Source organism: Acinetobacter johnsonii (assembly GCF_048551975.1).
Taxonomy (GTDB): Bacteria; Pseudomonadota; Gammaproteobacteria; order Pseudomonadales; family Moraxellaceae; genus Acinetobacter; species Acinetobacter johnsonii_A.
In genome coordinates this window covers 1-19,006 of sequence record NZ_JBIMCF010000019.1, presented here as the reverse complement: position 1 = coordinate 19,006, position 19,006 = coordinate 1, and the positions used below count along the sequence as shown (strand labels likewise).

Genomic DNA, 19,006 nt, shown 5'->3' with positions numbered 1-19,006 from the left:
TAAGTTGAAACCGAAATTGCATAATGCGCCTTTTTTCAATTCATCAACGTTCAATAACAAATACGCCCCGATGAAGGGGCGTATTTGTTAAAACCGTGGAACTTAGTCGTCACCACGCAGCATGCTGAGTAGACGCAGGAATGAATAATACATCCACACCAGAGTCGCTAGTAGTGCAATACCACACAGCCACTCCATCGCTTTAGGAGCGTGTTGTGCCGCAGCACTTTCAATCAAATCAAAATCTAGAATTAAGTTCAGTGATGCAATCACTGCAACAAAAGCGGCAAAACCTAGACCTAACAAGTTATTTTCAAATAAAAATGGAATGCTTGAACCAAAAGCCAAACGCATAACCATCTGCACCACAAACACAATCGCGATGGCAATCGATGCCGACATCACTACCGATTTGAATTTTTCAGTGGCACGAATAATTTGGAAACGATACAAACCAAACATCACTAAAGTGGTGACAAAAGTTGCCAACAGCGCTTGTAAAGGGACACCCGGATATTTCAATTGAAAAATAACCGACACCCCACCTAAAAAAGCACCTTCAAACAAGGCATACGGAATGGCAAGGGTACGTGCGGTACTTGGTTTAAAAGTTGCAATTAGGCCTAAAATTAGACCACCAATCGCACCGACTAAGGTTGCAGCATAGGCTAGCGAAATATTTAAGGTCATGAAACAGTATAAAAACAGTGCCATACCGACCACAGCTGCAATGACTGTAAGTAATACAGACTTCTGAATAGCACCCTGAACAGTCATCGGTTGACTATAGTCCGCATGTGTTTCCACGCGGTTCAAAATAGGGTTATTACTTTGCATAACTCAACTCTTTGTTATAATTTAATTAATTTACTTTATCATAAAGCTTGTTTTAAACTTGTATAGCAAAAAAGTGTTTCTTTTTTCTACACAAACACCCTCAGCTCTATTCTATTCGATTTCAATAAAAAAGAGGCTAGCGCCTCTTTCTTTACTACTTATTTATTCATAATAAAAAAGTATTCACGATAATACTTCAGTTCCGCAATCGAATCACGAATGTCATCCATCGCTAAGTGTGAAGCATTCTTTTTCAAGCCACTCATAATTTCTGGACGCCAGCGTTTAGCCAACTCTTTTACCGAAGACACGTCTAAATTACGGTAGTGGAAATATTGTTCCATTTCAGGCATTAAACGGTGTAAAAAACGGCGGTCTTGGCAGATTGAATTGCCACACATCGGTGAGCTTTTTGGATTGACCCATTTCTTTAGAAATTCTAAAGTTTGCTGCTCCGCATCTTGCGCAGTCAATTTACTGCGACGTACACGTTCAATTAAGCCGGATTGACCATGTTGGCGGGTGTTCCACTCATCCATTGCATTCAGCACACGGTCTGGCTGATGTACAGCAAGCACAGGCCCTTCAGCTAAAATATTTAAGTTATCATCCGTTACAATTGTAGCAACTTCAATAATTTGGTCATTATCAGTATCGAGACCTGTCATTTCAAGGTCAATCCAAATCAAACGCGTATCAGCGGTGCTGCTCATAAATGTGCAATCTTATTCGGCTTAAAAACGATGATAGTAGCAAATTAATTGCTTCGATGCTGTAACTGATACCCTGCTTCGTGCTATTTTTGCCATCTTGAATTCATGGTTTTTTAGGATATGAATGGCTTTAATTCGTAAACGTCGTTTAACTGAACAGCAACAACGCCGCATTCAGAAACAACAGCAAACACGTCAAGAAGATATCGACACTTCAAATGATTTAGAAGGTTTGGTGGTACAACACTACGGCCGTCAGCTTGAAGTGCAAGCCCTTACGACTCCGGACCCACATCCCATCAAACCGACAGTACAAGCAGGCGAACCTGAACCGTTTTGGAAACCGATTGAACTCGGCAGCATTTGGCGCTGTCACACACGAACCAATCTCGAATTACTGGTCACAGGTGATCGTGTCAAATGGCAAGCCGACCCAAATACGGGGCTCGGTATCATCAATGCCATACAGCCACGTCAGTCACTACTGACTCGTCCAGACCGTTATCATAAAGTAAAACCTGTCGCTGCCAATATCAGCCTGATTGTGATTGTGTTTGCGCCACTGCCTGAGCCTGCACCAGGTCTAATTGACCGTTATTTGGTGGCCTGTGCCGATGCCAATATTCCAGCACTTTTGGTGCTGAACAAAACCGATTTGCTCAAAGACAATGATCCGATTTTAGCGTTGATTGCAGAATATCAAGCCTTAGGCTATGAAGTGATGCAAACACAAGCCGATGGTGATTTAACCGCACTGACTCAGCGTTTAAAAAATGAAACCGTGGCTTTTGTTGGCCAGTCTGGTGTTGGTAAAAGCACTTTAATTAATGCCATCGTGCCTGACGCTGCACAAAAAACCAATGTCATTTCTGAAAACTCAGCCTTAGGGCAGCACACCACGACCTCTACCCGTTTGATTGGCTTTGGCGAAGGCGCCTCGCTGATTGACTCACCGGGAATTCGTGAGTTTGGTTTATGGCACTTAGATGCGGACAAAGTACAACACGGCTTTCCTGAAATTGAAAACTTGTTGGGCTACTGTCAGTTTCGTAACTGCACCCATAAACATGAAAAACAATGTGCTTTACGCTTAGCTGCGGCAAATGGTGAAATTTTAACGCGCCGTTTAGACAGCTATTTACGTCTGATTGATGAAATTGCTGAAGCTCAGCAAAAAAATTAATTTTTATTCAACCTTAGCCCTTGAAGCGGTGATTTTGATCACCATATTTTATAAGCTATACTCTCTAGCAATTTTTGAATTGTAATTTAGGTGACTTGTGGAACGTTGGTTCGAGTTTATGGGGAATCACCCCTTCTTATTTGGAACACTTGCGGTATTGGTTGTTTTGTTTTTCGTACTTGAAGGACAACGCAATGGTCGCAAAATTTCACCACAATCTTTAGGTATTTTAGTGAAAGCTAAAAATGCCATGTTGATTGACTTACGTGATGCCAAAGATTTCCGTGAAGGTCATATCAGTGGAAGTCGCAACATTCCCTACAGCCAAATTACAAAACATGCTGAAGAGTTAAAAGCTGCAGATCGTCCACTCGTCTTCATCTGTAATTTAGGCCAAGTGGCAGGTACTGCTTTACAACAAGTTTCACATACTGACAGCTATCGTTTAGATGGCGGGATTAGTAACTGGAAGGCTCAAGGCTTACCACTGGTTAAAGCTAAATAATTTGCACAAGGAGAAACTCATGGCTCAAGTCACTATTTACTCAACGACTGTATGTCCATATTGCGTTCGCGCAAAGCAGCTCCTTGAGCGTAAAGGCGTTGAATATAAAGAAATTAATTTATCTAAAGAAGCGCCAGAAGTTCGCATTGAATTGATGCAACGCACCAATCACCGTACGGTTCCACAAATTTTTATTGATGACCAATTTATTGGTGGTTTTGATCAGCTTTATGCTTTAGAGCGTGAAGGCAAACTCGACCAACTATTGGCATAATTAGCTCAGCATATTAAGGATTAGAAAATGAGTGAAGCTCAACCACAACTTGCTTTAGAACGTATTTACACAAAAGATATTTCTTTTGAAGTCCCTGGGGCGCAAGTTTTTACCAAAGAATGGCAACCAGAGTTGAACATCAACTTGTCATCTTCTGCTGAAAAAGTTGATCCAACTCACTACGAAGTTTCACTTAAAGTGGTTGTACAAGCAAACAATGCAGGCGACACGGCGTTTATTGTCGATGTTACTCAAGCGGGTATTTTCCTTGTAGATGGTGTTGAAGAAGAACGTCTTCCGTACATCTTAGGTGCATATTGCCCGAACATCTTGTTCCCGTTCCTTCGTGAAGCGGTGAATGATATGGTGACTAAAGGCAGTTTCCCACAATTGTTACTTACACCAATTAACTTTGATGCTGAGTTCGAAGCAAATATGCAGCGTGCTCAAGCAGCCGCTGTTGAAGGTCAAGCTTAAAACTTTAAGCCCTTCAAACATAAAAAAGACCGCTTTTGCGGTCTTTTTTTATTGTACTGAATTATTTAAATGCTTTATGACCTTGCTGCTTAATAGCCTCAAACTTGGCTGAACTTTGTCTAGCTTCTGCAAGTTTCCCAGCATGTACCAAATGCTGAGCATGTTCAATTTCTTCGGTTAATGCATCAAACTTTTGTTCATATTGTTTCACTTTAACACTGTCTTTTGGTTGTTTCATCAAAGTGTCAGGTTTGTTTTGCTTGGCAGTTGCCGCAGCTTTTTGCATTTCAGTTAATGCGGTATTCGCCTCTGCGGCAGTCTTGGCTTGAGCAAAAGCTTTTGAGTTTTTCGCCAAAGATTTCATCGCACCTTCTAGCACTTCCGACGCTTGTGCAAGTCCTGCCAAACATAAACCACTGCTCAACAGCACAACCTTTAATAATGTTTTCATTCTTATTCCTATGAGTTTGCAAAAAAAATGCAGCCTAAGGCTGCATTGAATATCGCAAAAATGAAGACCGATGTAAATTAAAAATCATCATCACTTTCAGGGTCTCGATGTAAAGCATCGTGAATCGCTTCAACCAACTGTAAAGCAATTTCTTGTTTCGACGCTTTATCCAAATCGCGCTTTTCCATTTTATAGCTTTCTGCAAAAAAGACCGTCATCGCATTTTCATCAGAAGCAAAACCAATATCAGGACGTGACACATCATTACAGGCAATCATATCGAGCTTTTTCGCGACCAATTTACCTGCGGCATATTCCTCGACATTACGTGTTTCTGCTGCGAACCCCACCATGAACGGGCGTTTATCTTGCTGTGCAATAGTCGCCACAATATCAGGGTTTTTAATTAAAGAAACATTGAGCTCGTCCCCTGCTTTCTTAATCTTATGCTCTGCGACTTCTGCAACACGATAGTCCGCGACAGCGGCAGTCGCGATAAACACATCACAGCCTTCATCTAACATTTGCATACTGGTATCCAGCATTTTCATGGCAGATGAAACATTGATTCGGCGTACACCGTTCGGTGTGTCTAAGCTGACAGGACCTGCAATTAAAGTCACTTTGGCTCCTGCCGCATAACAGGCAGCAGCAATAGCAAAGCCCATTTTCCCTGTACTGTGGTTGGAAATATAACGCACAGGATCAATCGCTTCACGCGTTGGCCCAGCAGTAATGGTGACTTTTTTACCCGCCAGCATCCCAAATTTTTCAGCCATGGCACGCTGCGCTTTATGGAAGTATTCTGTCACTTGATGTGCCAAATCCTCAGGCTCAGGCATACGGCCTAAACCGACATCACCACAAGCTTGCGCACCTGCATCTGGCATGATTACATGCACGCCATCTTCCACCAAAGTCGCTAAATTACGCTGTGTGGCTTTTGCCGCCCACATTTGTTGGTTCATGGCTGGTGCAACCCATACAGGGGCTTTGGTGGCTAAATATAAAGTAGAAAGCAGATCATCGGCTAAACCCGCAGCAAACTTTGCGATGGTGTTGCAACTGGCAGGCGCAACCAAGAGTAAGTCTGCCCAACGTGCCAGCTCAATATGCCCCATGCCCGCTTCAGCTTCAGGATCGAGAAGTGCGGTATGGACAGGGTTGCCCGACAAAGCTTGAAAAGTTAGCGGCGTAATAAAAGCCTGTGCACCTTCGGTCATCACCACACGGACTTGAAAACCCGCATCTTTTAAACGGCGAACCAAAATGGCACTTTTATAGGCTGCAATACCGCCCGTAACAGCTAAAAGGATATTTTTATTTGGAATTACACTGAGATCAAAGCTCACGAACAGGCTACCTTTCTGTTGCAGTGGCGCTCACAATAGCATTAAATAGTCTCGTACCCAATCATCGATTGGGCCCTATTTCTCAGATTAAGAATAAAAAAGTATTAAATAATGCACTTATCCATAAAAAAATGGCCCGAACAAGAGCGGCCACGTGAACGCTTATTACAACAAGGGCCTGCCAGCCTCTCTGATGCTGAACTACTGGCTATTTTCATCCGTTCGGGTTCAACGCAACATTCTGCGGTCGAATTGGCCCGTCTGCTGTTACAGCATTTCGGCAGTCTGAATGCCGTTTTCGATGCTGAACTACCCGAACTCAGCCAATTTCACGGCATTGGCCCGACCAAGTATTCACAATTAATGGCCGTCAAAGAATTGGGACGACGCTACAGTAGTCAGCAGCTCAAGCAAGAAAAGTTAGAGCTCAATCATTCAGCTCAGTTACTCAAGTTTTTACAGTATGAATTTTCAAGCGAGAACCAAGAGGTTTTTGCCGTACTCTGTCTCGATGCACATTTAAGAAAAATAAACTTTAAAAAGTTGTTCTTTGGTGCAGTAAATTCTTGTGAAATCTCGATTAACCAATTGCTCCGTTATTGTATTGCTCAACATGCTACCTTTGTCGTGATTGCCCATAACCATCCGCTTGGAAAAGCTCAGCCCTCCGCGGCGGATATCGAACTGACCGAGCGTATTCTTCAAGCCAGTCAGCTCGTGGACATTCAACTGATTGATCATTTTATTTTATCGCCCGAAGGTACATTTTCTTTTGCTGAACACGACCTGATCCAACCCACTTAAATATGCAGACAAATGATTGACAAATACCGCGACAAATATGAAGATCAAGCAAAATTTTAAAAGAATTCTAATCACATGATTGTGCGTGATCAGCCCAGTATTTTTAAGGTGCTTTTTTCATGGCGTGGCACCATTCTTCCCAAAGTTTTACCCCCTTTGGGCGTGGTCATGTTGGTCTCCGCCATTATTGGCATTTTGTCATATGTCGGCTATTTTCACTTCCCTGAACTGCCTTTGGTCGGCTTCACCCTCATTGGGGTGGTACTTTCCATTTTCCTCGGCTTTAAAAATAGTGCCTGCTATGACCGTTGGTGGGAAGCACGGAAGCTATGGGGTATTTTAATTGCCAATTCACGTCACTTTGACCGTGACTGTCGTATCTTGACCCAAGGTCGTCGTGAGCGTGTGATTCAACATGTGATTGTCTTTGCCAATGTCTTGCGTGACCGTTTACGCCATCAAACAGCCAATCCTACGGAACTGGTGGAAACCAGTGGCCTAAGTCAAAATGCACTGACTCAGTTGTATCAACAAGCCAATGCCCCGCAGTACACGCTTAGTCTGATTCAGTGGGAGTTAATGCAAGCATTAAAAGAAGGTGAAATTAGCGACATTGTCTATGCGCAGTTGAATCAGCACGTTGCTGACTTGAGTGTGGTACAAACTGGCTGTGATCGTATTGCGACAACACCGCTACCTTTTGCCTACTCTGTATTACTCAATCGTACGGTATATTTTTTCTGTCTCATTTTACCGTTTAGCTTAGGCTCAACCTTGGGTATTTTCACCCCGCTCTTGGTTGGTGTGTTGGCCTATACCTTCTTAGGACTCGATGCTTTGAGCTCGGAAATTGAAGAACCTTTCGGAACGCAAAGTAATGACTTGCCGCTAGACTCGATGGTACGGACTATCGAAATTGAACTGCTTGGAACTTTAGGTAAACCTACCCCTCCCCCCATTCAGGCACAAGACAATAACTTACTCTAATCAAGCGCACGCTGACCTTCTCTTAGGCTAGATAACTCTTGGAGAAGTTAAGAATGACCAGTACTCGTTAAATAAAACTTTCCCAAATCCCCACTTGCCCGTCTTTAACTCTGGGAATATTGCCCAACTTAATCCACGGCATATTGTCACCATGAAAGTCACTCCCGACCGATACTTTTAAACCATGCTCTGCAATCATCCGATCCACCATTTGACGGGTAGATGCCGGTTCCACATTAGGCGGTAACTCAACTGCATCTCCACCAAACTGCGCAAATATTTCAATCAGATAACGAATATTAGTAGCAGATAAATCATACCGTGTCGGATGCGCCAATACGGCAAAACCGCCACTGGCATGAATCACTTGAATGGTTTCTTCTAAGCCCAGCCCATCAAATTTTACATAGGCTTTCTTACCTTCTTTAATATATTTATCAAACGCTTGTTGCGCACGACTCACATACTTTTTTTCAACCAAGGTCTTGGCAATATGGGTTCGAGTCACACGGTCAGGCATCTGTTCAACTTTCGCCAAAACATCGAGATAAATATCTTCACCAATCAGTGGAATTAACAAATCACAAATTTCTTTGGCGCGGCGCGCGCGGATTTGTTTTTGCTGTTCAAGACATCTTTGCAGTGGTTCTAAGTCTTGCATATTCAATGCAACCACATGCACACCGTAATTTTTCTTAATCGATGGTCTCGACCACTGACTGGAAATTTCTACACCTGAAATAATACGCATCGCATGCGACTTTGCAGCTAACTCTGCTAAAGCAACGCCATCCATGGTGTCATGGTCTGTCAAAGCCAAGGTGTGGATGCCTTTTTCCGCGGCAGCATCAACCAATTGCTTCGGTGTGAAAGTACCATCAGAAATATTGCTGTGAGTATGTAAATCTACGCCTTCCATCACTTATACTAGCTATTTATTTGAACAGATTTAGATACTCTAACATGAAAGCACTTTTAGACTTTGTGCCGCTGATCATTTTCTTTTATTTATATAAAACTGTAGATCCTAAAAATACTGATCACCCATTGCTCCAATTGATTGGTTCTGCTGGGGGTGTCGATAATAATAATATTCTTGTCGCGACTACAGGTTTGATCATTTCGATGCTGGTGGTTTACGGTGCACTGTTCTTCATGCAAAAGTTCCGTTTAGACAAACAACAGTGGATTGTGTTGTTTATGACGGTTATTTTTGGCGGTGTCACCTTAATGCTGTCGGATGACTTTTACATCAAACTTAAAGCGGCCTTGCTGAACATTATTTTCTCAGGTGCTTTCTTACTTTCTCCTTATTTTGGCAAAGAACGTAAACCGCTGATCAAACGTTTGTTCGGCCCAATCTTCAATTTAACCGACGCAGGTTGGAAAAACTTAAACTTTGCATGGGCTGCTATGTTTGCCCTCATGTCTTTTTTACACGTATTTTTCGCATTTTTATTTATGGACGGAAAATATTGGGGAGAATTCACGGCTTTTGGTGACATGATCGTGATGTTTTCCTTTATCATTATTCAGTTTATTGTATTGCGTAAATACTTTAAATCTTCTGAAGAGTAATTTAGCCAGAACATACATCGAGAACTCTTATGCCGCTATTCGTCGTCACATGTACCGATCAAGAAGGTACAGTCGAAAAACGTCTTGCTACACGTCCAGAACATCTTGCTCGTTTACAAAAGCTCAATGATGAGGGTCGTTTAATTGTTGCAGGAGCGATGCCGAAAGACCCAAGCAATCCGCAAGCAGGCTTTTATGGCAGTACAATCATTGTTGACTTTGACTCACGTGAAGCACTCGATGCATGGTTACAGGAAGAGCCATTCTTAAAAGCAGGGGTTTATCGTCAGATTGATGTTAAACCATTTAATAAAGCATTCCCTCAAGGATAAGGTCATGCGCGTTGTTGTCACAAGCTTATTGGGCTTATCTCTTCTTTCTTCTATAGCGTGGGCCGTTGAAACCGCTCCTGCCCCGAGTGTAGCCCCTGCTGTACCAGCAACCACTGCCACACCTGTTCAAGTGCAAGGCAGTACAACTCAACTGAAAATCATTCCAGCGGTGGCCACAGTTAGCCCAACAGGTCAACCACAAGAAGCCAAACCACTCACCGCTGAACAACTTGCTAAGAACAAAGCATTGCAAGATGCCAAAGTCAAAGCACTGGTCAAAGACCAAGCTTCACGTCTTGCACAATTGGAAAAAGCCAACCTTGATGCTTTGGCGCAAAACCAAGAGCTACAACTCAAAAATGATAGCCTCGGTGTACAAGTACAAGTCTTACAAAGCGAACGCAGTGCGCAAATGTTCCTCTACGGCGCAGCAACCATAGCTGTTGGTGTATTACTGGGTTTCTTAATTGCCAGTTACGTTTATACCAAACGCCGTCGTCAGTGGTAAGCTAAGCCCTATTGAAAACAATAGGGTGCTGTGGTTGTGTCGCGTGCAATTCAAACTGCCGATTTAGAATGGCAACATATTGATGGCATAGATGTGCCAGTTTCAAAACAATTTGGCGATGTCTATTTTTCCAAAGACAATGGTCTACTTGAAACACGCCATGTGTTTTTAAATGGCAACGATTTATCTGAGCGCCTGTCAAATCTTCAGTCCTTTGAATATTTTAGTGTGGGTGAAACAGGCTTTGGCACAGGGCTCAACATCTTGGCGCTTTGGCAACTTTGGCAACAGGTTCGCCCAAATAACCACAGCCACCTCCATGCCATTTCAGTTGAAAAATTTCCGCTGTCTAAAACGGATCTTATACGTGCACTCAATGTCTGGCCTGAACTCAAACCGATCGCCGATCAACTGATTGCACAGTACCCGCATCCGATTGCGGGTTGTCATCGCCTGAGCTTCCCTGAGGAACGTTTTAGCCTTGACCTTTGGTTAGGCGATGCTCACGATGTTTTTTCCAGTATGGCAAAAACCAGTAGCGTTAACGCATGGTTCCTCGATGGTTTCGCGCCTGCCTGTAATCCAGATATATGGGAAGAGCAAGTACTGAATCACATCGTTCGCTTATCTGGTATTGGAACGACATTTTCTTCATTTAGTGTCGCAGGCGTGCTCAAACGTGGTTTAACGCAGCATGGTATTTCTATTTCACGTCCGCGTGGCTATAAGCATAAACGCGAAATGCTGAAAGCCATCTGGTTAGCTGCTGAGCCTGAAAATACATCAGACGCTGTAGATAGCCAATCAGTATTGAATCAAAATCGACCTGATCAAGTACTACACGCTTGTAAACAACGCCAAATTGCAATCATTGGCGCAGGGATTGCAGGTTTAACTAGTGCATGGGCCTTTGCTGAGCGTGGGCACGAAGTCACGCTCTACGACCATTCTGAGCCACTTGCAGGAGGTTCAGGCAATCCGCTGGCGTTACTTAATCCCAAACTTTGTCCAATTGAACAAAGTCATGAGCATTTAATGACTTTGGCTTGGCAACATGCTTTACAGCACTATCCCAAGTTTCAGGCTTTTCGCCCCATTCAAGTACATCAACTGGCACTGAAAAAAGCTGAAGACTTACTCGATCTCGAACAACAATATCCTGCGGGTCTTCTGACAGCCGAAACTGCTGCTAATTCTGCGTTAATCACTGAATATCCAAGTCTGAATCTAACTGAAGCTGGCGCTGTCTCACCACATCAACTCAGAGATCAAATCTTAGCGCATCCGCTGATTCAGTTCGTACAAGCCAAAATTACTCAAATCCATCCAGAGCACAATGAACTTTTCAATGAACAAGCTCAATCTCTCGGTCAATTTGATCACGTGATTGTCTGTTGTGCACGCCACACAGCTACTTTCTTTGAGCACTACCCTGTGCTGAAGCCCATTCGCGGACAAGTCAGTTGGGTGGAGAATACTGCGCAACCTTTAGCCCTCAATCAAGCTTATAGCTATGGCGGCTATTGTATGCAGCTTGATGCTCAACAACTCATATTAGGTGCATCCTTCTATCCAAATCGGGACGACAGCGATGTTTTACTTGAAGACCATGTGCATAACTACGAGCTTATCCACAGTATCTTTCCACATTATGCACAATCACTTCCTGATGTGACGACTTGGCAAGGCCGTGCATCCGTTCGCGCGCAAAGTTTGGACTATTTTCCAGTCCTTGGAAAAATGTCTGAACAGACTGAAATTTATAGCTTTGCGGGCTTGGGTTCTAAAGGCTTTTTGTTTGCGCCTTTATGTAGTGAAATTTTAGCGGCACAGATGCTAAAAGAGGCCTGCCCTGTTCCTGAGTCATTGCTACAAAAGCTCAGTCCGACCCGATTCCAGAAAAAGCTCAAAGCTAAAAAGCCTTATTTTAAAGCGTAGTCTTAGTTCTGCTTATGACTCAAGTACAGCGTATGGCGCTATAAATAGAGAAATGTAAATTTCTAAGACATTAAAAAAGCGCCTTACGGCGCTTTTTTTGCTTCTGCTTAATTACTTTGTTCTAAGGCTAAACCAGCATCACGAGCAGCACGGGTACCCCCCATTAAAATCACATACTCACGCTCACTGTCAAAACCTTCGAGTAACTCTGCAGCACGTGGCGCTTTACTACCGCCACCGCATAAAATGTAAATCGGTTGATCCGTCGACACTTGAGTAAGGCTCTGTGCTGAAAGTTCTGTGATTGGCTGATTAATCGCCCCTTTCACGTGTGCTTCAGCATAAGCACTTGAATCGCGTACATCCCAGATGATCGCATCCTCTGGGAACTCAAATGTTGTAATTTCTTGTTTACGGATCATTGCGCACTCCTTTGATGTAAACAACACTTGGCAAATGAAGAAAACATCCCTAGCATCTCAGATATTCTTTCCATTTGTAAAGGTCTAATCCATGCCATCTTTTGATATTGTTTCAGAATTAGAAATTTTTGAAGTAAATCATGCCGTTCAGAATACCCAAAAGGAAATCGCAACCCGTTTCGACTTCCGTGGTCAGGATGTTTCTATTGAACTCAATGAAAAAAACAAAGAAATCAAAATCTCAACTGAAAGTGATTTCCAGTGTGAACAAGTGTATACCATGTTAGAGAACCATTTCTTTAAGCGTAAAGTCGATATTCAAGCGCTTGATCCACAAAAAATGACTGCTTCAGGTAAAAATGTACTTCAAGTGGTGAAATTAAAAGACGGACTTGACTCAGATACCGCAAAAAAAATTAACAAGGCCATTAAAGAAAGCGGCATTAAAGTGCAATCTTCAATTCAAGGCGACAAAATTCGTGTGACTGATAAAAAGCGCGATACATTACAGCAAGTAATGACCTTTTTAAAAGAACAACAATTTGGTCTGCCTTTACAGTTCAATAACTTTAAAGACTAATACTCTTGTTTGATCATTTGAGGTAACTATGCCAAAGGCCAATCGCTTATCAAAACTTGTAAAAACCACGTCACGCTTGCCGAAAGCATTACGTACGCGATTATGGAGTCAAGCTTTTGGTCGCATAGTTCCCATGGTCGGCAGTGCCAATATTCGTTATTTGCAAGTCAGTCACAGCGAAGTCGTGGTCAAAATCGAAAATCACCGTGCCATGCAAAACCATATTGGTCAACTGCATGCCTGCGCCATGGCTTTAATTGCTGAAACGGCAACCGGTTTTGTAACAGGGATGAATGTACCTGATCATTGCATCGTTCTGATTAAAAGCATGCACGTTGACTTTAAACGTCCGAGTAAAGGTGCCATGACAGCGACAGCCACCTTAACACCAGAACAACAGCAGCTGATGCAAACCACCGCTAAAGGTGAAACTTTAGTTTCTGTGACAGTAATGGATGAATCGGGTGAAGCACCCGTTCAATGTGAAATGTTATGGGCGTGGCTCGACAAAGCATCATTAAAAAAGTAAAAATGTAAATATAACTTACTGTTTGGTAAGTATAAAATTTACAAGAACACGCTAAAGCTGCGACTAAAACTTACTATATCTGTGCTTCGACTCAGCTCAAAATCATGCTACATAACATGAATATTTGAGCTGACTTGATGAAAAAAAGACTAATTTTAGCGACTGCCTTATTTTCTTTGGGGCTGGTGGCCTGCCAACAGCACAACTAGCCAACTCATCGGTTTCAACAACGCCGAGTCATCATTCTGCCTCTGCTCTGACCGAACAGAATAAAAAAATTGTGGTGGACTTTTATGAAGGGGTTTTTAGCAAACATCAGGTTCAAACCTATTCAGACCGCTATATTGGTACACAATACATTCAACATAATCCCTATGTCGCAGACGGCAAAGCGCCTTTTGTAAACTATTTCACCCAGTATTTTAAAGAACACCCACAAGCAAAAAGTACCATCAAGCGTGTGATTGCCGATGGTGATTTGGTTGTACTGCACGTCCACTCCACCCAAAATGCACAAGACCGCGGAGAGGCTGTCGTTGATATTTTCCGTGTCGAACAAGGTAAAATTGTAGAACATTGGGATGCCGTGCAGAGCGTGCCTGCAGAATCAGCAAATAGCAACACGATGTTCTAAAGCTTAATCACTTTTCAAATAATTATAAAAAAGCCAGTATTATTACTGGCTTTTAGCTCGTCTCAAGCTTGATTGGCAAAAAATTTCTCTTTCACATCAGTTGGAATTTGGCGCTTATTGCCTTTGACATCCACTGCCACAAAGGTAAATACACCTTCAGTTACACGTACAGGTGGGCGTGAACTATCATGACTATCCCATACCTCAATTTCCATTTGAATCGAGGTATTGCCTACTTTTAAAATTTTAGTATAACAACTAATCACGTCCCCGACTTTGACAGGGACCAAGAACGTCATCTGATTAATCGAAATCGTTGCACAACGCCCTTTACTAAAGCGTTCTGCGTGAATTGCGCCGGCCAAATCCATTTGTGACACAATCCAACCACCAAACACATCTCCACTCCAGTTGGTATCAGCTGGCATTGCAATCGTTTGAAGAGATAGCATCCCTTCTGGTTTCACATGAATCTCTGACACGTTGACTCCAATTTTCGTTATGACTGGGCTTGCAACTGTTGATCTAACCATTGTTGCAATTGTGGCGCACGGAGCGCGCCGCTTATTCTAGCAATTTCAGTAGTTTTATTCATTAAAACTAAGGTTGGAATACTTCGCACATTAAAGGCACTACTTAATCGTGGAGATTCTTCGGTATTAATTTTGGCAAAAATCACTTGTGGATTTTGTTTCGCCACTTCAGCAAAGTGCGGAGCCATCATTTTACATGGACCACACCACTCTGCCCATAAATCAATAAATACAGGCAAATCGCTATGGCTAATGAACTGGCTAAAATTCTGCTCATTCAATTCAATCGGTGCCGCAGGTAAAAGCGCTGCGTGGCATTGACCACAACTCGGATTAGCATTCAGCTTCTCTTCAGGGACACGATTTTTTGCCATACAGGTCGGACAGACGATAATCATTTAGTTGACTCCAATATGTTGATGTAAGAATTCTAATTGGGTCGAAATGGCTTTTTCAAACCAACTGGCATGATAAATATCAAAATGCTGCATCTCCCATTCATGATATTGAACAAAAGGGGCAATATTGGTAGCTGCTTCACGACTGGATTCAATCGGAATTAAACTATCATGCTTGGCGGCAATGAAAAGTACAGGAATATTAATTTGTCTGACATTTTGAATCGGACGATAACGAATTAAATTAAAAAATAATCGGGCAGGTATCTCACCACTCCAATAATAATCAGGATTAATAATCGAACGATAACCCAAATACGCATCTTGCGTCGGTAAAAAACATAACTCACGTGGATCAACTACAGGTAAAGTGGTCGGGGACATCCCAACTTTACCCCCCATATAATCTTGGCTGGACAGCTTTAACGCTTTCGGGAGTTGCTGTAACGGGTAAAGCTTGGCACTTTCAGCACCATCGACAAAAGGCACTTGCGCCATCACCGCCTGAACATTTTTGAACTCTGCAGCAATATCGAGTACATATCCACCGCTGAGTGCCGTCCCCCACAGCACAATACGTCGCCTATCAATCGACTTACGCTCTTTGATATGGTTAATCATGGTGCGCCAGTCTTCGAGCTGCTTTTTAATCGACACCAGCTCTCTTGGGCGCCCCGTACTCCCCCCCCAATAACGATAGTCGAATAACACGACCGCATAGCCTGCTTGTGCAAACCTTTGCGCAAATTGAATCAGTTTGAATTGGCGAAGCCCAGCCAAGCCATGGGCCATCACAATCACTGCTGGTTTTTCTTCGGTTTTCGGACGATAAAAATCCGCAGCAATGACCTCTTGGCCACTTTTGACATATAGCGGTTCAACGGTATAGGCGTGCATACCTGCTCCATTGCGTTATTTTATGGTTGTAATCGCTTATAAATATTTCAACAGCATAGGCTGAACTTTCAGCTTAATGCTATCATAAAGCATATCTCGATTAGTTTAATTTTGGAGTGACAGCATGAGCGAAAATGTAGGCTTTGCAGGTCAAATTGGCCCAGAACATTTAGTTCAAGTGGTTGAAAAAGGATTTAAATCTTTGATCAATAACCGCCCAGATATGGAAGGTGGCGCAGAACAACCAACCAGCGCTCAAATTGAAGAAGCAGCACGTGTTGCAGGCCTAGATTACGTCTACCAACCTGTGGTTGCTGGTCAAATCACAGAAATGGATGTACGCACTTTTGCCAATCATTTCAATGAGCTACCAAAACCTATTTTAATGTTCTGCCGTACAGGCAATCGCTCGAACAACTTATACCAACTGGCCAAACAAATGGACCTGTTAGATGACTAAACGGTTGTTTAAAAGTGTCATCTGCACTGCTCTTATTTTAACGAGCAGTGCATTGTGGGCGGCAATGAATAACCTGAGTCAAGCACTCAGCCCGCAGCTCAGCGTTTCAGGGGAAATGACCCAAGACAAGTTTCAACAGTTAATAAAACAAGGTTTTAAGTCGGTCATTGTCAACCGACCAGATCAAGAAAAAGGCAATACCGTTCGCGTTGATCAATTGCGTAATATTGCGGAACAGTCCAAAGTCAGCGTAATTTACCAACCGGTTATCAGCAGTAAAATTTCTGAAACAGACGTGGTCGAATTTGCTAAATATTATAATGAATTGCCCAAGCCTATTTTAATGGTTTGCAAGAGTGGTGCTCGCTCTAGTCTGCTGTTCAATCAGGCAAAACAACGAGGATTACTCCATGAATAAACTGTTGCTGCTTTTGCTCTGCTGTACTTTAATGACAGCATGTAGCTCAATGAATGTCCGTCCTACCGTTGGGGTAAGCGTTGGCACTGGCTTATAAGTCAAATGAAAGTGAAGAAGGCATCTAATGCCGTTTTTTTACAAAATATAATCATCTACAGCCCTGAATATGTTAACTATAGAGTATGTCTCGCTTAGATAAACGTTTGCTTATGTATGATCTGATTATTATTGGGGCTGGAACTGCGGGTATCGTAGCCTACCAACAAGCCGTGAAGTCCACACAAAATCTATTAATCATTAATGATGGACCATGGGACACAACTTGTGCACGTGTCGGCTGCATGCCGTCAAAAGTCCTGATTTCTACAGCAAATCGCATGCACGATATACAACACGCGGATCGTGTTGGATTGCAAGTAGAGTCAAAAATAGACCGCAGTCAGGTCGTGCAACACGTACAAAAACTACGTGATCGCTTTACTCATAGTACCCTTAAAACCGTAGAGAGCTGGCCTGAGTCCCATAAAATACAGGGCCGTGCTCGCTTTGTCGATGAAAAAACGGTCGAAGTTAATGGGCAACACTACCAAGCCAAAAGCTTTATTTTAGCTGTAGGCTCCACACCTATCTTTGACCCAGCATGGAAGAATGAACTCGGTGATCGTCTCATCACCTCCGATCAAATCTTTGAACTTGATGCTTTGCCTAACTCCTTAGCCGTTATTGGAAGCGGCGTCATCGCGATTGAACTTGCGCAAGCCATGCAACGACTTGGCGTCAATACCACAGTCTTTGCACGTAGTCGTAAAGTCGGCATTCTGACTAGTCCAAAATTGCAACAGTTGGCACAAACAGAAATTAGCGCCGAACTTGAAATCAAGTTCGAAGTTTTACCCACAGAGGTTAAGTATATAAATAATCAAGTTGAAATTAGTTTTACTGAAAATGATCAGCCTAAAACTCTCAACATCGATTATTTACTGGTTGCCACTGGCCGAAGCAGCCTTTTAAATACTCTTCAACTCGAAAATATCAACACCTCATTCACAGACTTAAAACATTTACCTGTTGATCCTGAGAGCAAACAACTTGCAGGCTACCCGATTTTTATCATTGGCGATGCATATACTGATACTCCACTACAACATGAAGCCGCACACGAAGGTAAAGTTTCGGTCAAAAATGCATTAAACTTTCCCACTATAGAATCATGTAACACCCTAACGCCTTTAGGCATCGTGTTTAGTAGCCCAGAAATGGCAATGGTTGGACAAAACTTTAAGCAACTACAAAGTGTTCCTATCGATTTTGTCATCGGCGAAGTCTCTTATGCTAAACAAGGACGTGCATTAATTCTGGGTAAAAACCATGGCGCCATCGAGGTATATGTGGATAAAAGCAGCCGAAAGTTGCTGGGTGCTGAATTACTCACAGACTCTACTGAACATTTGGCCCATTTACTGGCATGGATGATTTCAGAGCAACTGACTGTTGATGAAATTTTGCAGAAACCATTTTATCACCCGACCCTTGAAGAAGGTTTAAGAACAGCATTAAAGCATGCGCGCCGACAACTGGATACGTAGGCTGCGAAATTTATGATTCATATTCTTTTAATAAGGTTTGCTGTGTGTAATTAAAACGATTTCATCAACACTGTGCAGTGAACTATAAATCATTCGCGGCATAACGTTGATTTAACTACAAGACACACACCTTATTAGATTAGCGGTAAAGTTCTTATTTTAGTGCGTAACTTAACTGATCTAAGACACATTAATAACCGTAATAAACCATGTGTTGTAATACATAAGTCAGTCATTCCTGATCCATTTTGGTTCATAAATGGCTATTCTCTTCAAATAATTGCTTACTTGGCAAATAATTCCACCATATTCTTGCTTTTGTTTAGAGAATAAATTTATTAAGATTATAGAAAGCATGCCAACAAAACAAGTTAAAGCACATCAAGAAACGTTAAAAGGTGCTCTGTGATCTTGTTAAATATGACATAAAAACCAGAAAATGCTGGCTTTTTACCACTTAGGCCCTTATAAATGCATGTTCTCAGCTCTTTTGTTTTTGTTTTAATAAATGGCGCATAAAAAAATCCCCCTCAGCGATTAGCGGAGGGGGATTTAGAATTAATGAGCTGGCGATGACTTACTCTCACATGGATAACTCCACACTACCATC

General features: G+C 42.5%; 24 protein-coding genes and 1 pseudogene. 16 read left to right on the top strand and 9 right to left on the bottom strand.

Features of this window, described 5'->3' with window-relative positions; genetic code table 11:
* Nucleotides 1-102: 102 nt before the first annotated feature.
* A complete protein-coding gene (locus tag ACG9ZB_RS12980; RefSeq protein ID WP_419326141.1) occupies nucleotides 103-837 on the bottom strand; it encodes a Bax inhibitor-1/YccA family membrane protein in 735 nt (244 codons plus the stop codon).
* Between the two features lie 158 nt (nucleotides 838-995).
* On the bottom strand, nucleotides 996-1,550 hold the full coding sequence (gene orn, locus ACG9ZB_RS12975) for an oligoribonuclease (protein ID WP_004697635.1): 555 nt from the start codon (nucleotides 1,548-1,550) through the stop codon (nucleotides 996-998).
* 124 nt (nucleotides 1,551-1,674) lie between these two features.
* Between orn and rsgA the strand changes: the two genes are divergently transcribed.
* The 4 genes from rsgA to secB all read left to right on the top strand — a co-directional run bounded on the left by rsgA (nucleotide 1,675) and on the right by secB (nucleotide 3,989).
* Entirely contained in the window at nucleotides 1,675-2,733 is a 1,059-nt protein-coding gene (gene rsgA, locus ACG9ZB_RS12970) for a ribosome small subunit-dependent GTPase A (protein ID WP_119064709.1), read from the top strand.
* A gap of 97 nt (nucleotides 2,734-2,830) precedes the next feature.
* Entirely contained in the window at nucleotides 2,831-3,238 is a 408-nt protein-coding gene (locus tag ACG9ZB_RS12965) for a rhodanese-like domain-containing protein (protein ID WP_419326140.1), read from the top strand.
* A gap of 19 nt (nucleotides 3,239-3,257) precedes the next feature.
* Nucleotides 3,258-3,512 (top strand): glutaredoxin 3, encoded by a 255-nt coding sequence (gene grxC / locus ACG9ZB_RS12960; RefSeq protein ID WP_004697632.1) that lies wholly within the window; start codon nucleotides 3,258-3,260, stop codon nucleotides 3,510-3,512.
* A 27-nt stretch (nucleotides 3,513-3,539) separates the two neighbouring features.
* The gene (secB, locus tag ACG9ZB_RS12955; RefSeq protein ID WP_004697631.1) at nucleotides 3,540-3,989 is read left to right on the top strand and encodes a protein-export chaperone SecB; all 450 of its coding nucleotides are present in this window, start codon (nucleotides 3,540-3,542) and stop codon (nucleotides 3,987-3,989) included.
* Between the two features lie 61 nt (nucleotides 3,990-4,050).
* Here the strand turns inward: secB and ACG9ZB_RS12950 are convergent, their stop codons facing one another.
* Nucleotides 4,051-4,440 (bottom strand): cytochrome b562, encoded by a 390-nt coding sequence (locus tag ACG9ZB_RS12950; protein WP_419326138.1) that lies wholly within the window; start codon nucleotides 4,438-4,440, stop codon nucleotides 4,051-4,053.
* A 77-nt stretch (nucleotides 4,441-4,517) separates the two neighbouring features.
* Nucleotides 4,518-5,792: a bifunctional phosphopantothenoylcysteine decarboxylase/phosphopantothenate--cysteine ligase CoaBC gene (gene coaBC, locus ACG9ZB_RS12945; protein WP_419326137.1), complete on the bottom strand. Its 1,275-nt coding sequence runs from the start codon at nucleotides 5,790-5,792 to the stop codon at nucleotides 4,518-4,520.
* A gap of 111 nt (nucleotides 5,793-5,903) precedes the next feature.
* On the opposite strand from coaBC, the gene radC reads away from it, so the two are divergent.
* Together radC and ACG9ZB_RS12935 are read left to right on the top strand one after the other, a co-directional pair.
* Nucleotides 5,904-6,596 (top strand): RadC family protein, encoded by a 693-nt coding sequence (gene radC / locus ACG9ZB_RS12940; protein ID WP_419326136.1) that lies wholly within the window; start codon nucleotides 5,904-5,906, stop codon nucleotides 6,594-6,596.
* A gap of 75 nt (nucleotides 6,597-6,671) precedes the next feature.
* A complete protein-coding gene (locus ACG9ZB_RS12935; protein WP_004983451.1) occupies nucleotides 6,672-7,583 on the top strand; it encodes a bestrophin family protein in 912 nt (303 codons plus the stop codon).
* 67 nt (nucleotides 7,584-7,650) lie between these two features.
* Here ACG9ZB_RS12935 and ACG9ZB_RS12930 read toward each other — a convergent pair whose 3' ends face one another.
* A complete protein-coding gene (locus tag ACG9ZB_RS12930; protein WP_419326135.1) occupies nucleotides 7,651-8,502 on the bottom strand; it encodes a PHP domain-containing protein in 852 nt (283 codons plus the stop codon).
* A gap of 44 nt (nucleotides 8,503-8,546) precedes the next feature.
* Here ACG9ZB_RS12930 and ACG9ZB_RS12925 point away from each other — a divergent pair, with 44 nt between their 5' ends.
* Genes ACG9ZB_RS12925 through mnmC form a run of 4 tightly spaced genes read left to right on the top strand, consistent with a single transcriptional unit; the run spans nucleotide 8,547 to nucleotide 11,939 of the window.
* Entirely contained in the window at nucleotides 8,547-9,161 is a 615-nt protein-coding gene (locus ACG9ZB_RS12925) for an inner membrane-spanning protein YciB (RefSeq protein WP_004983445.1), read from the top strand.
* A 29-nt stretch (nucleotides 9,162-9,190) separates the two neighbouring features.
* A complete protein-coding gene (locus ACG9ZB_RS12920) occupies nucleotides 9,191-9,493 on the top strand; it encodes a YciI family protein (RefSeq protein WP_411371139.1) in 303 nt (100 codons plus the stop codon).
* 4 nt (nucleotides 9,494-9,497) lie between these two features.
* Nucleotides 9,498-10,001: a hypothetical protein gene (locus ACG9ZB_RS12915; RefSeq protein ID WP_419326134.1), complete on the top strand. Its 504-nt coding sequence runs from the start codon at nucleotides 9,498-9,500 to the stop codon at nucleotides 9,999-10,001.
* Nucleotides 10,002-10,031: 30 nt separating this feature from the next.
* A complete protein-coding gene (gene mnmC / locus ACG9ZB_RS12910) occupies nucleotides 10,032-11,939 on the top strand; it encodes an FAD-dependent 5-carboxymethylaminomethyl-2-thiouridine(34) oxidoreductase MnmC (RefSeq protein ID WP_419326133.1) in 1,908 nt (635 codons plus the stop codon).
* A 107-nt stretch (nucleotides 11,940-12,046) separates the two neighbouring features.
* Here mnmC and ACG9ZB_RS12905 read toward each other — a convergent pair whose 3' ends face one another.
* A complete protein-coding gene (locus ACG9ZB_RS12905; protein WP_004697620.1) occupies nucleotides 12,047-12,361 on the bottom strand; it encodes a rhodanese-like domain-containing protein in 315 nt (104 codons plus the stop codon).
* Nucleotides 12,362-12,452: 91 nt separating this feature from the next.
* Between ACG9ZB_RS12905 and ACG9ZB_RS12900 the strand changes: the two genes are divergently transcribed.
* The 3 genes and pseudogenes from ACG9ZB_RS12900 (at nucleotide 12,453) to ACG9ZB_RS12890 (ending at nucleotide 14,104) form a co-directional block, all read left to right on the top strand.
* Nucleotides 12,453-12,941, top strand: coding sequence for a YajQ family cyclic di-GMP-binding protein (locus ACG9ZB_RS12900; RefSeq protein ID WP_004697619.1), 489 nt, complete (start codon nucleotides 12,453-12,455; stop codon nucleotides 12,939-12,941).
* A gap of 28 nt (nucleotides 12,942-12,969) precedes the next feature.
* Complete coding sequence (locus ACG9ZB_RS12895) at nucleotides 12,970-13,470, top strand: DUF4442 domain-containing protein (RefSeq protein ID WP_010327555.1); 501 nt, start codon at nucleotides 12,970-12,972, stop codon at nucleotides 13,468-13,470.
* A gap of 137 nt (nucleotides 13,471-13,607) precedes the next feature.
* Nucleotides 13,608-14,104 (top strand): annotated as a pseudogene (locus tag ACG9ZB_RS12890) (nuclear transport factor 2 family protein).
* A gap of 62 nt (nucleotides 14,105-14,166) precedes the next feature.
* Here the strand turns inward: ACG9ZB_RS12890 and ACG9ZB_RS12885 are convergent.
* The 3 genes from ACG9ZB_RS12885 to ACG9ZB_RS12875 are packed head-to-tail and all read right to left on the bottom strand — an operon-like array spanning nucleotide 14,167 to nucleotide 15,932.
* Complete coding sequence (locus tag ACG9ZB_RS12885) at nucleotides 14,167-14,586, bottom strand: acyl-CoA thioesterase (protein ID WP_151836488.1); 420 nt, start codon at nucleotides 14,584-14,586, stop codon at nucleotides 14,167-14,169.
* 17 nt (nucleotides 14,587-14,603) lie between these two features.
* Nucleotides 14,604-15,035 carry a thioredoxin TrxC gene (gene trxC / locus ACG9ZB_RS12880; protein WP_201952554.1) on the bottom strand — a complete coding sequence of 144 codons (432 nt, stop codon included), beginning with the start codon at nucleotides 15,033-15,035 and terminating at the stop codon, nucleotides 14,604-14,606.
* Nucleotides 15,036-15,932, bottom strand: a complete 897-nt coding sequence (locus ACG9ZB_RS12875) for an alpha/beta hydrolase (protein WP_419326131.1) — start codon at nucleotides 15,930-15,932, stop codon at nucleotides 15,036-15,038.
* A gap of 124 nt (nucleotides 15,933-16,056) precedes the next feature.
* Between ACG9ZB_RS12875 and ACG9ZB_RS12870 the strand changes: the two genes are divergently transcribed.
* From ACG9ZB_RS12870 to ACG9ZB_RS12860, 3 genes are all read left to right on the top strand, one after another.
* Nucleotides 16,057-16,392: a TIGR01244 family sulfur transferase gene (locus tag ACG9ZB_RS12870; protein WP_419326130.1), complete on the top strand. Its 336-nt coding sequence runs from the start codon at nucleotides 16,057-16,059 to the stop codon at nucleotides 16,390-16,392.
* The gene (locus ACG9ZB_RS12865) at nucleotides 16,385-16,810 is read left to right on the top strand and encodes a beta-lactamase hydrolase domain-containing protein (protein WP_419326129.1); all 426 of its coding nucleotides are present in this window, start codon (nucleotides 16,385-16,387) and stop codon (nucleotides 16,808-16,810) included. The genes ACG9ZB_RS12870 and ACG9ZB_RS12865 overlap by 8 nt, the downstream gene beginning before the upstream one ends.
* A gap of 209 nt (nucleotides 16,811-17,019) precedes the next feature.
* Nucleotides 17,020-18,396 carry a dihydrolipoyl dehydrogenase gene (locus ACG9ZB_RS12860; RefSeq protein WP_419326170.1) on the top strand — a complete coding sequence of 459 codons (1,377 nt, stop codon included), beginning with the start codon at nucleotides 17,020-17,022 and terminating at the stop codon, nucleotides 18,394-18,396.
* Nucleotides 18,397-19,006: the final 610 nt, after the last annotated feature.

Excerpts from the sequence above, each read along its gene's own strand:
- ACG9ZB_RS12980 (WP_419326141.1), bottom strand. The coding sequence starts at position 837 with ATGCAAAGTAATAACCCTATTTTGAACCGCGTGGAAACACATGCGGAC.
- orn (WP_004697635.1), bottom strand. The coding sequence starts at position 1,550 with ATGAGCAGCACCGCTGATACGCGTTTGATTTGGATTGACCTTGAAATG.
- rsgA (WP_119064709.1), top strand. The coding sequence starts at position 1,675 with ATGGCTTTAATTCGTAAACGTCGTTTAACTGAACAGCAACAACGCCGC.
- grxC (WP_004697632.1), top strand. The coding sequence starts at position 3,258 with ATGGCTCAAGTCACTATTTACTCAACGACTGTATGTCCATATTGCGTT.
- secB (WP_004697631.1), top strand. The coding sequence starts at position 3,540 with ATGAGTGAAGCTCAACCACAACTTGCTTTAGAACGTATTTACACAAAA.
- ACG9ZB_RS12950 (WP_419326138.1), bottom strand. The coding sequence starts at position 4,440 with ATGAAAACATTATTAAAGGTTGTGCTGTTGAGCAGTGGTTTATGTTTG.
- radC (WP_419326136.1), top strand. The coding sequence starts at position 5,904 with ATGCACTTATCCATAAAAAAATGGCCCGAACAAGAGCGGCCACGTGAA.
- ACG9ZB_RS12935 (WP_004983451.1), top strand. The coding sequence starts at position 6,672 with ATGATTGTGCGTGATCAGCCCAGTATTTTTAAGGTGCTTTTTTCATGG.
- ACG9ZB_RS12930 (WP_419326135.1), bottom strand. The coding sequence starts at position 8,502 with ATGGAAGGCGTAGATTTACATACTCACAGCAATATTTCTGATGGTACT.
- ACG9ZB_RS12925 (WP_004983445.1), top strand. The coding sequence starts at position 8,547 with ATGAAAGCACTTTTAGACTTTGTGCCGCTGATCATTTTCTTTTATTTA.
- ACG9ZB_RS12920 (WP_411371139.1), top strand. The coding sequence starts at position 9,191 with ATGCCGCTATTCGTCGTCACATGTACCGATCAAGAAGGTACAGTCGAA.
- ACG9ZB_RS12915 (WP_419326134.1), top strand. The coding sequence starts at position 9,498 with ATGCGCGTTGTTGTCACAAGCTTATTGGGCTTATCTCTTCTTTCTTCT.
- ACG9ZB_RS12905 (WP_004697620.1), bottom strand. The coding sequence starts at position 12,361 with ATGATCCGTAAACAAGAAATTACAACATTTGAGTTCCCAGAGGATGCG.
- ACG9ZB_RS12900 (WP_004697619.1), top strand. The coding sequence starts at position 12,453 with ATGCCATCTTTTGATATTGTTTCAGAATTAGAAATTTTTGAAGTAAAT.
- ACG9ZB_RS12895 (WP_010327555.1), top strand. The coding sequence starts at position 12,970 with ATGCCAAAGGCCAATCGCTTATCAAAACTTGTAAAAACCACGTCACGC.
- trxC (WP_201952554.1), bottom strand. The coding sequence starts at position 15,035 with ATGATTATCGTCTGTCCGACCTGTATGGCAAAAAATCGTGTCCCTGAA.
- ACG9ZB_RS12875 (WP_419326131.1), bottom strand. The coding sequence starts at position 15,932 with ATGCACGCCTATACCGTTGAACCGCTATATGTCAAAAGTGGCCAAGAG.
- ACG9ZB_RS12870 (WP_419326130.1), top strand. The coding sequence starts at position 16,057 with ATGAGCGAAAATGTAGGCTTTGCAGGTCAAATTGGCCCAGAACATTTA.
- ACG9ZB_RS12865 (WP_419326129.1), top strand. The coding sequence starts at position 16,385 with ATGACTAAACGGTTGTTTAAAAGTGTCATCTGCACTGCTCTTATTTTA.
- ACG9ZB_RS12860 (WP_419326170.1), top strand. The coding sequence starts at position 17,020 with ATGTATGATCTGATTATTATTGGGGCTGGAACTGCGGGTATCGTAGCC.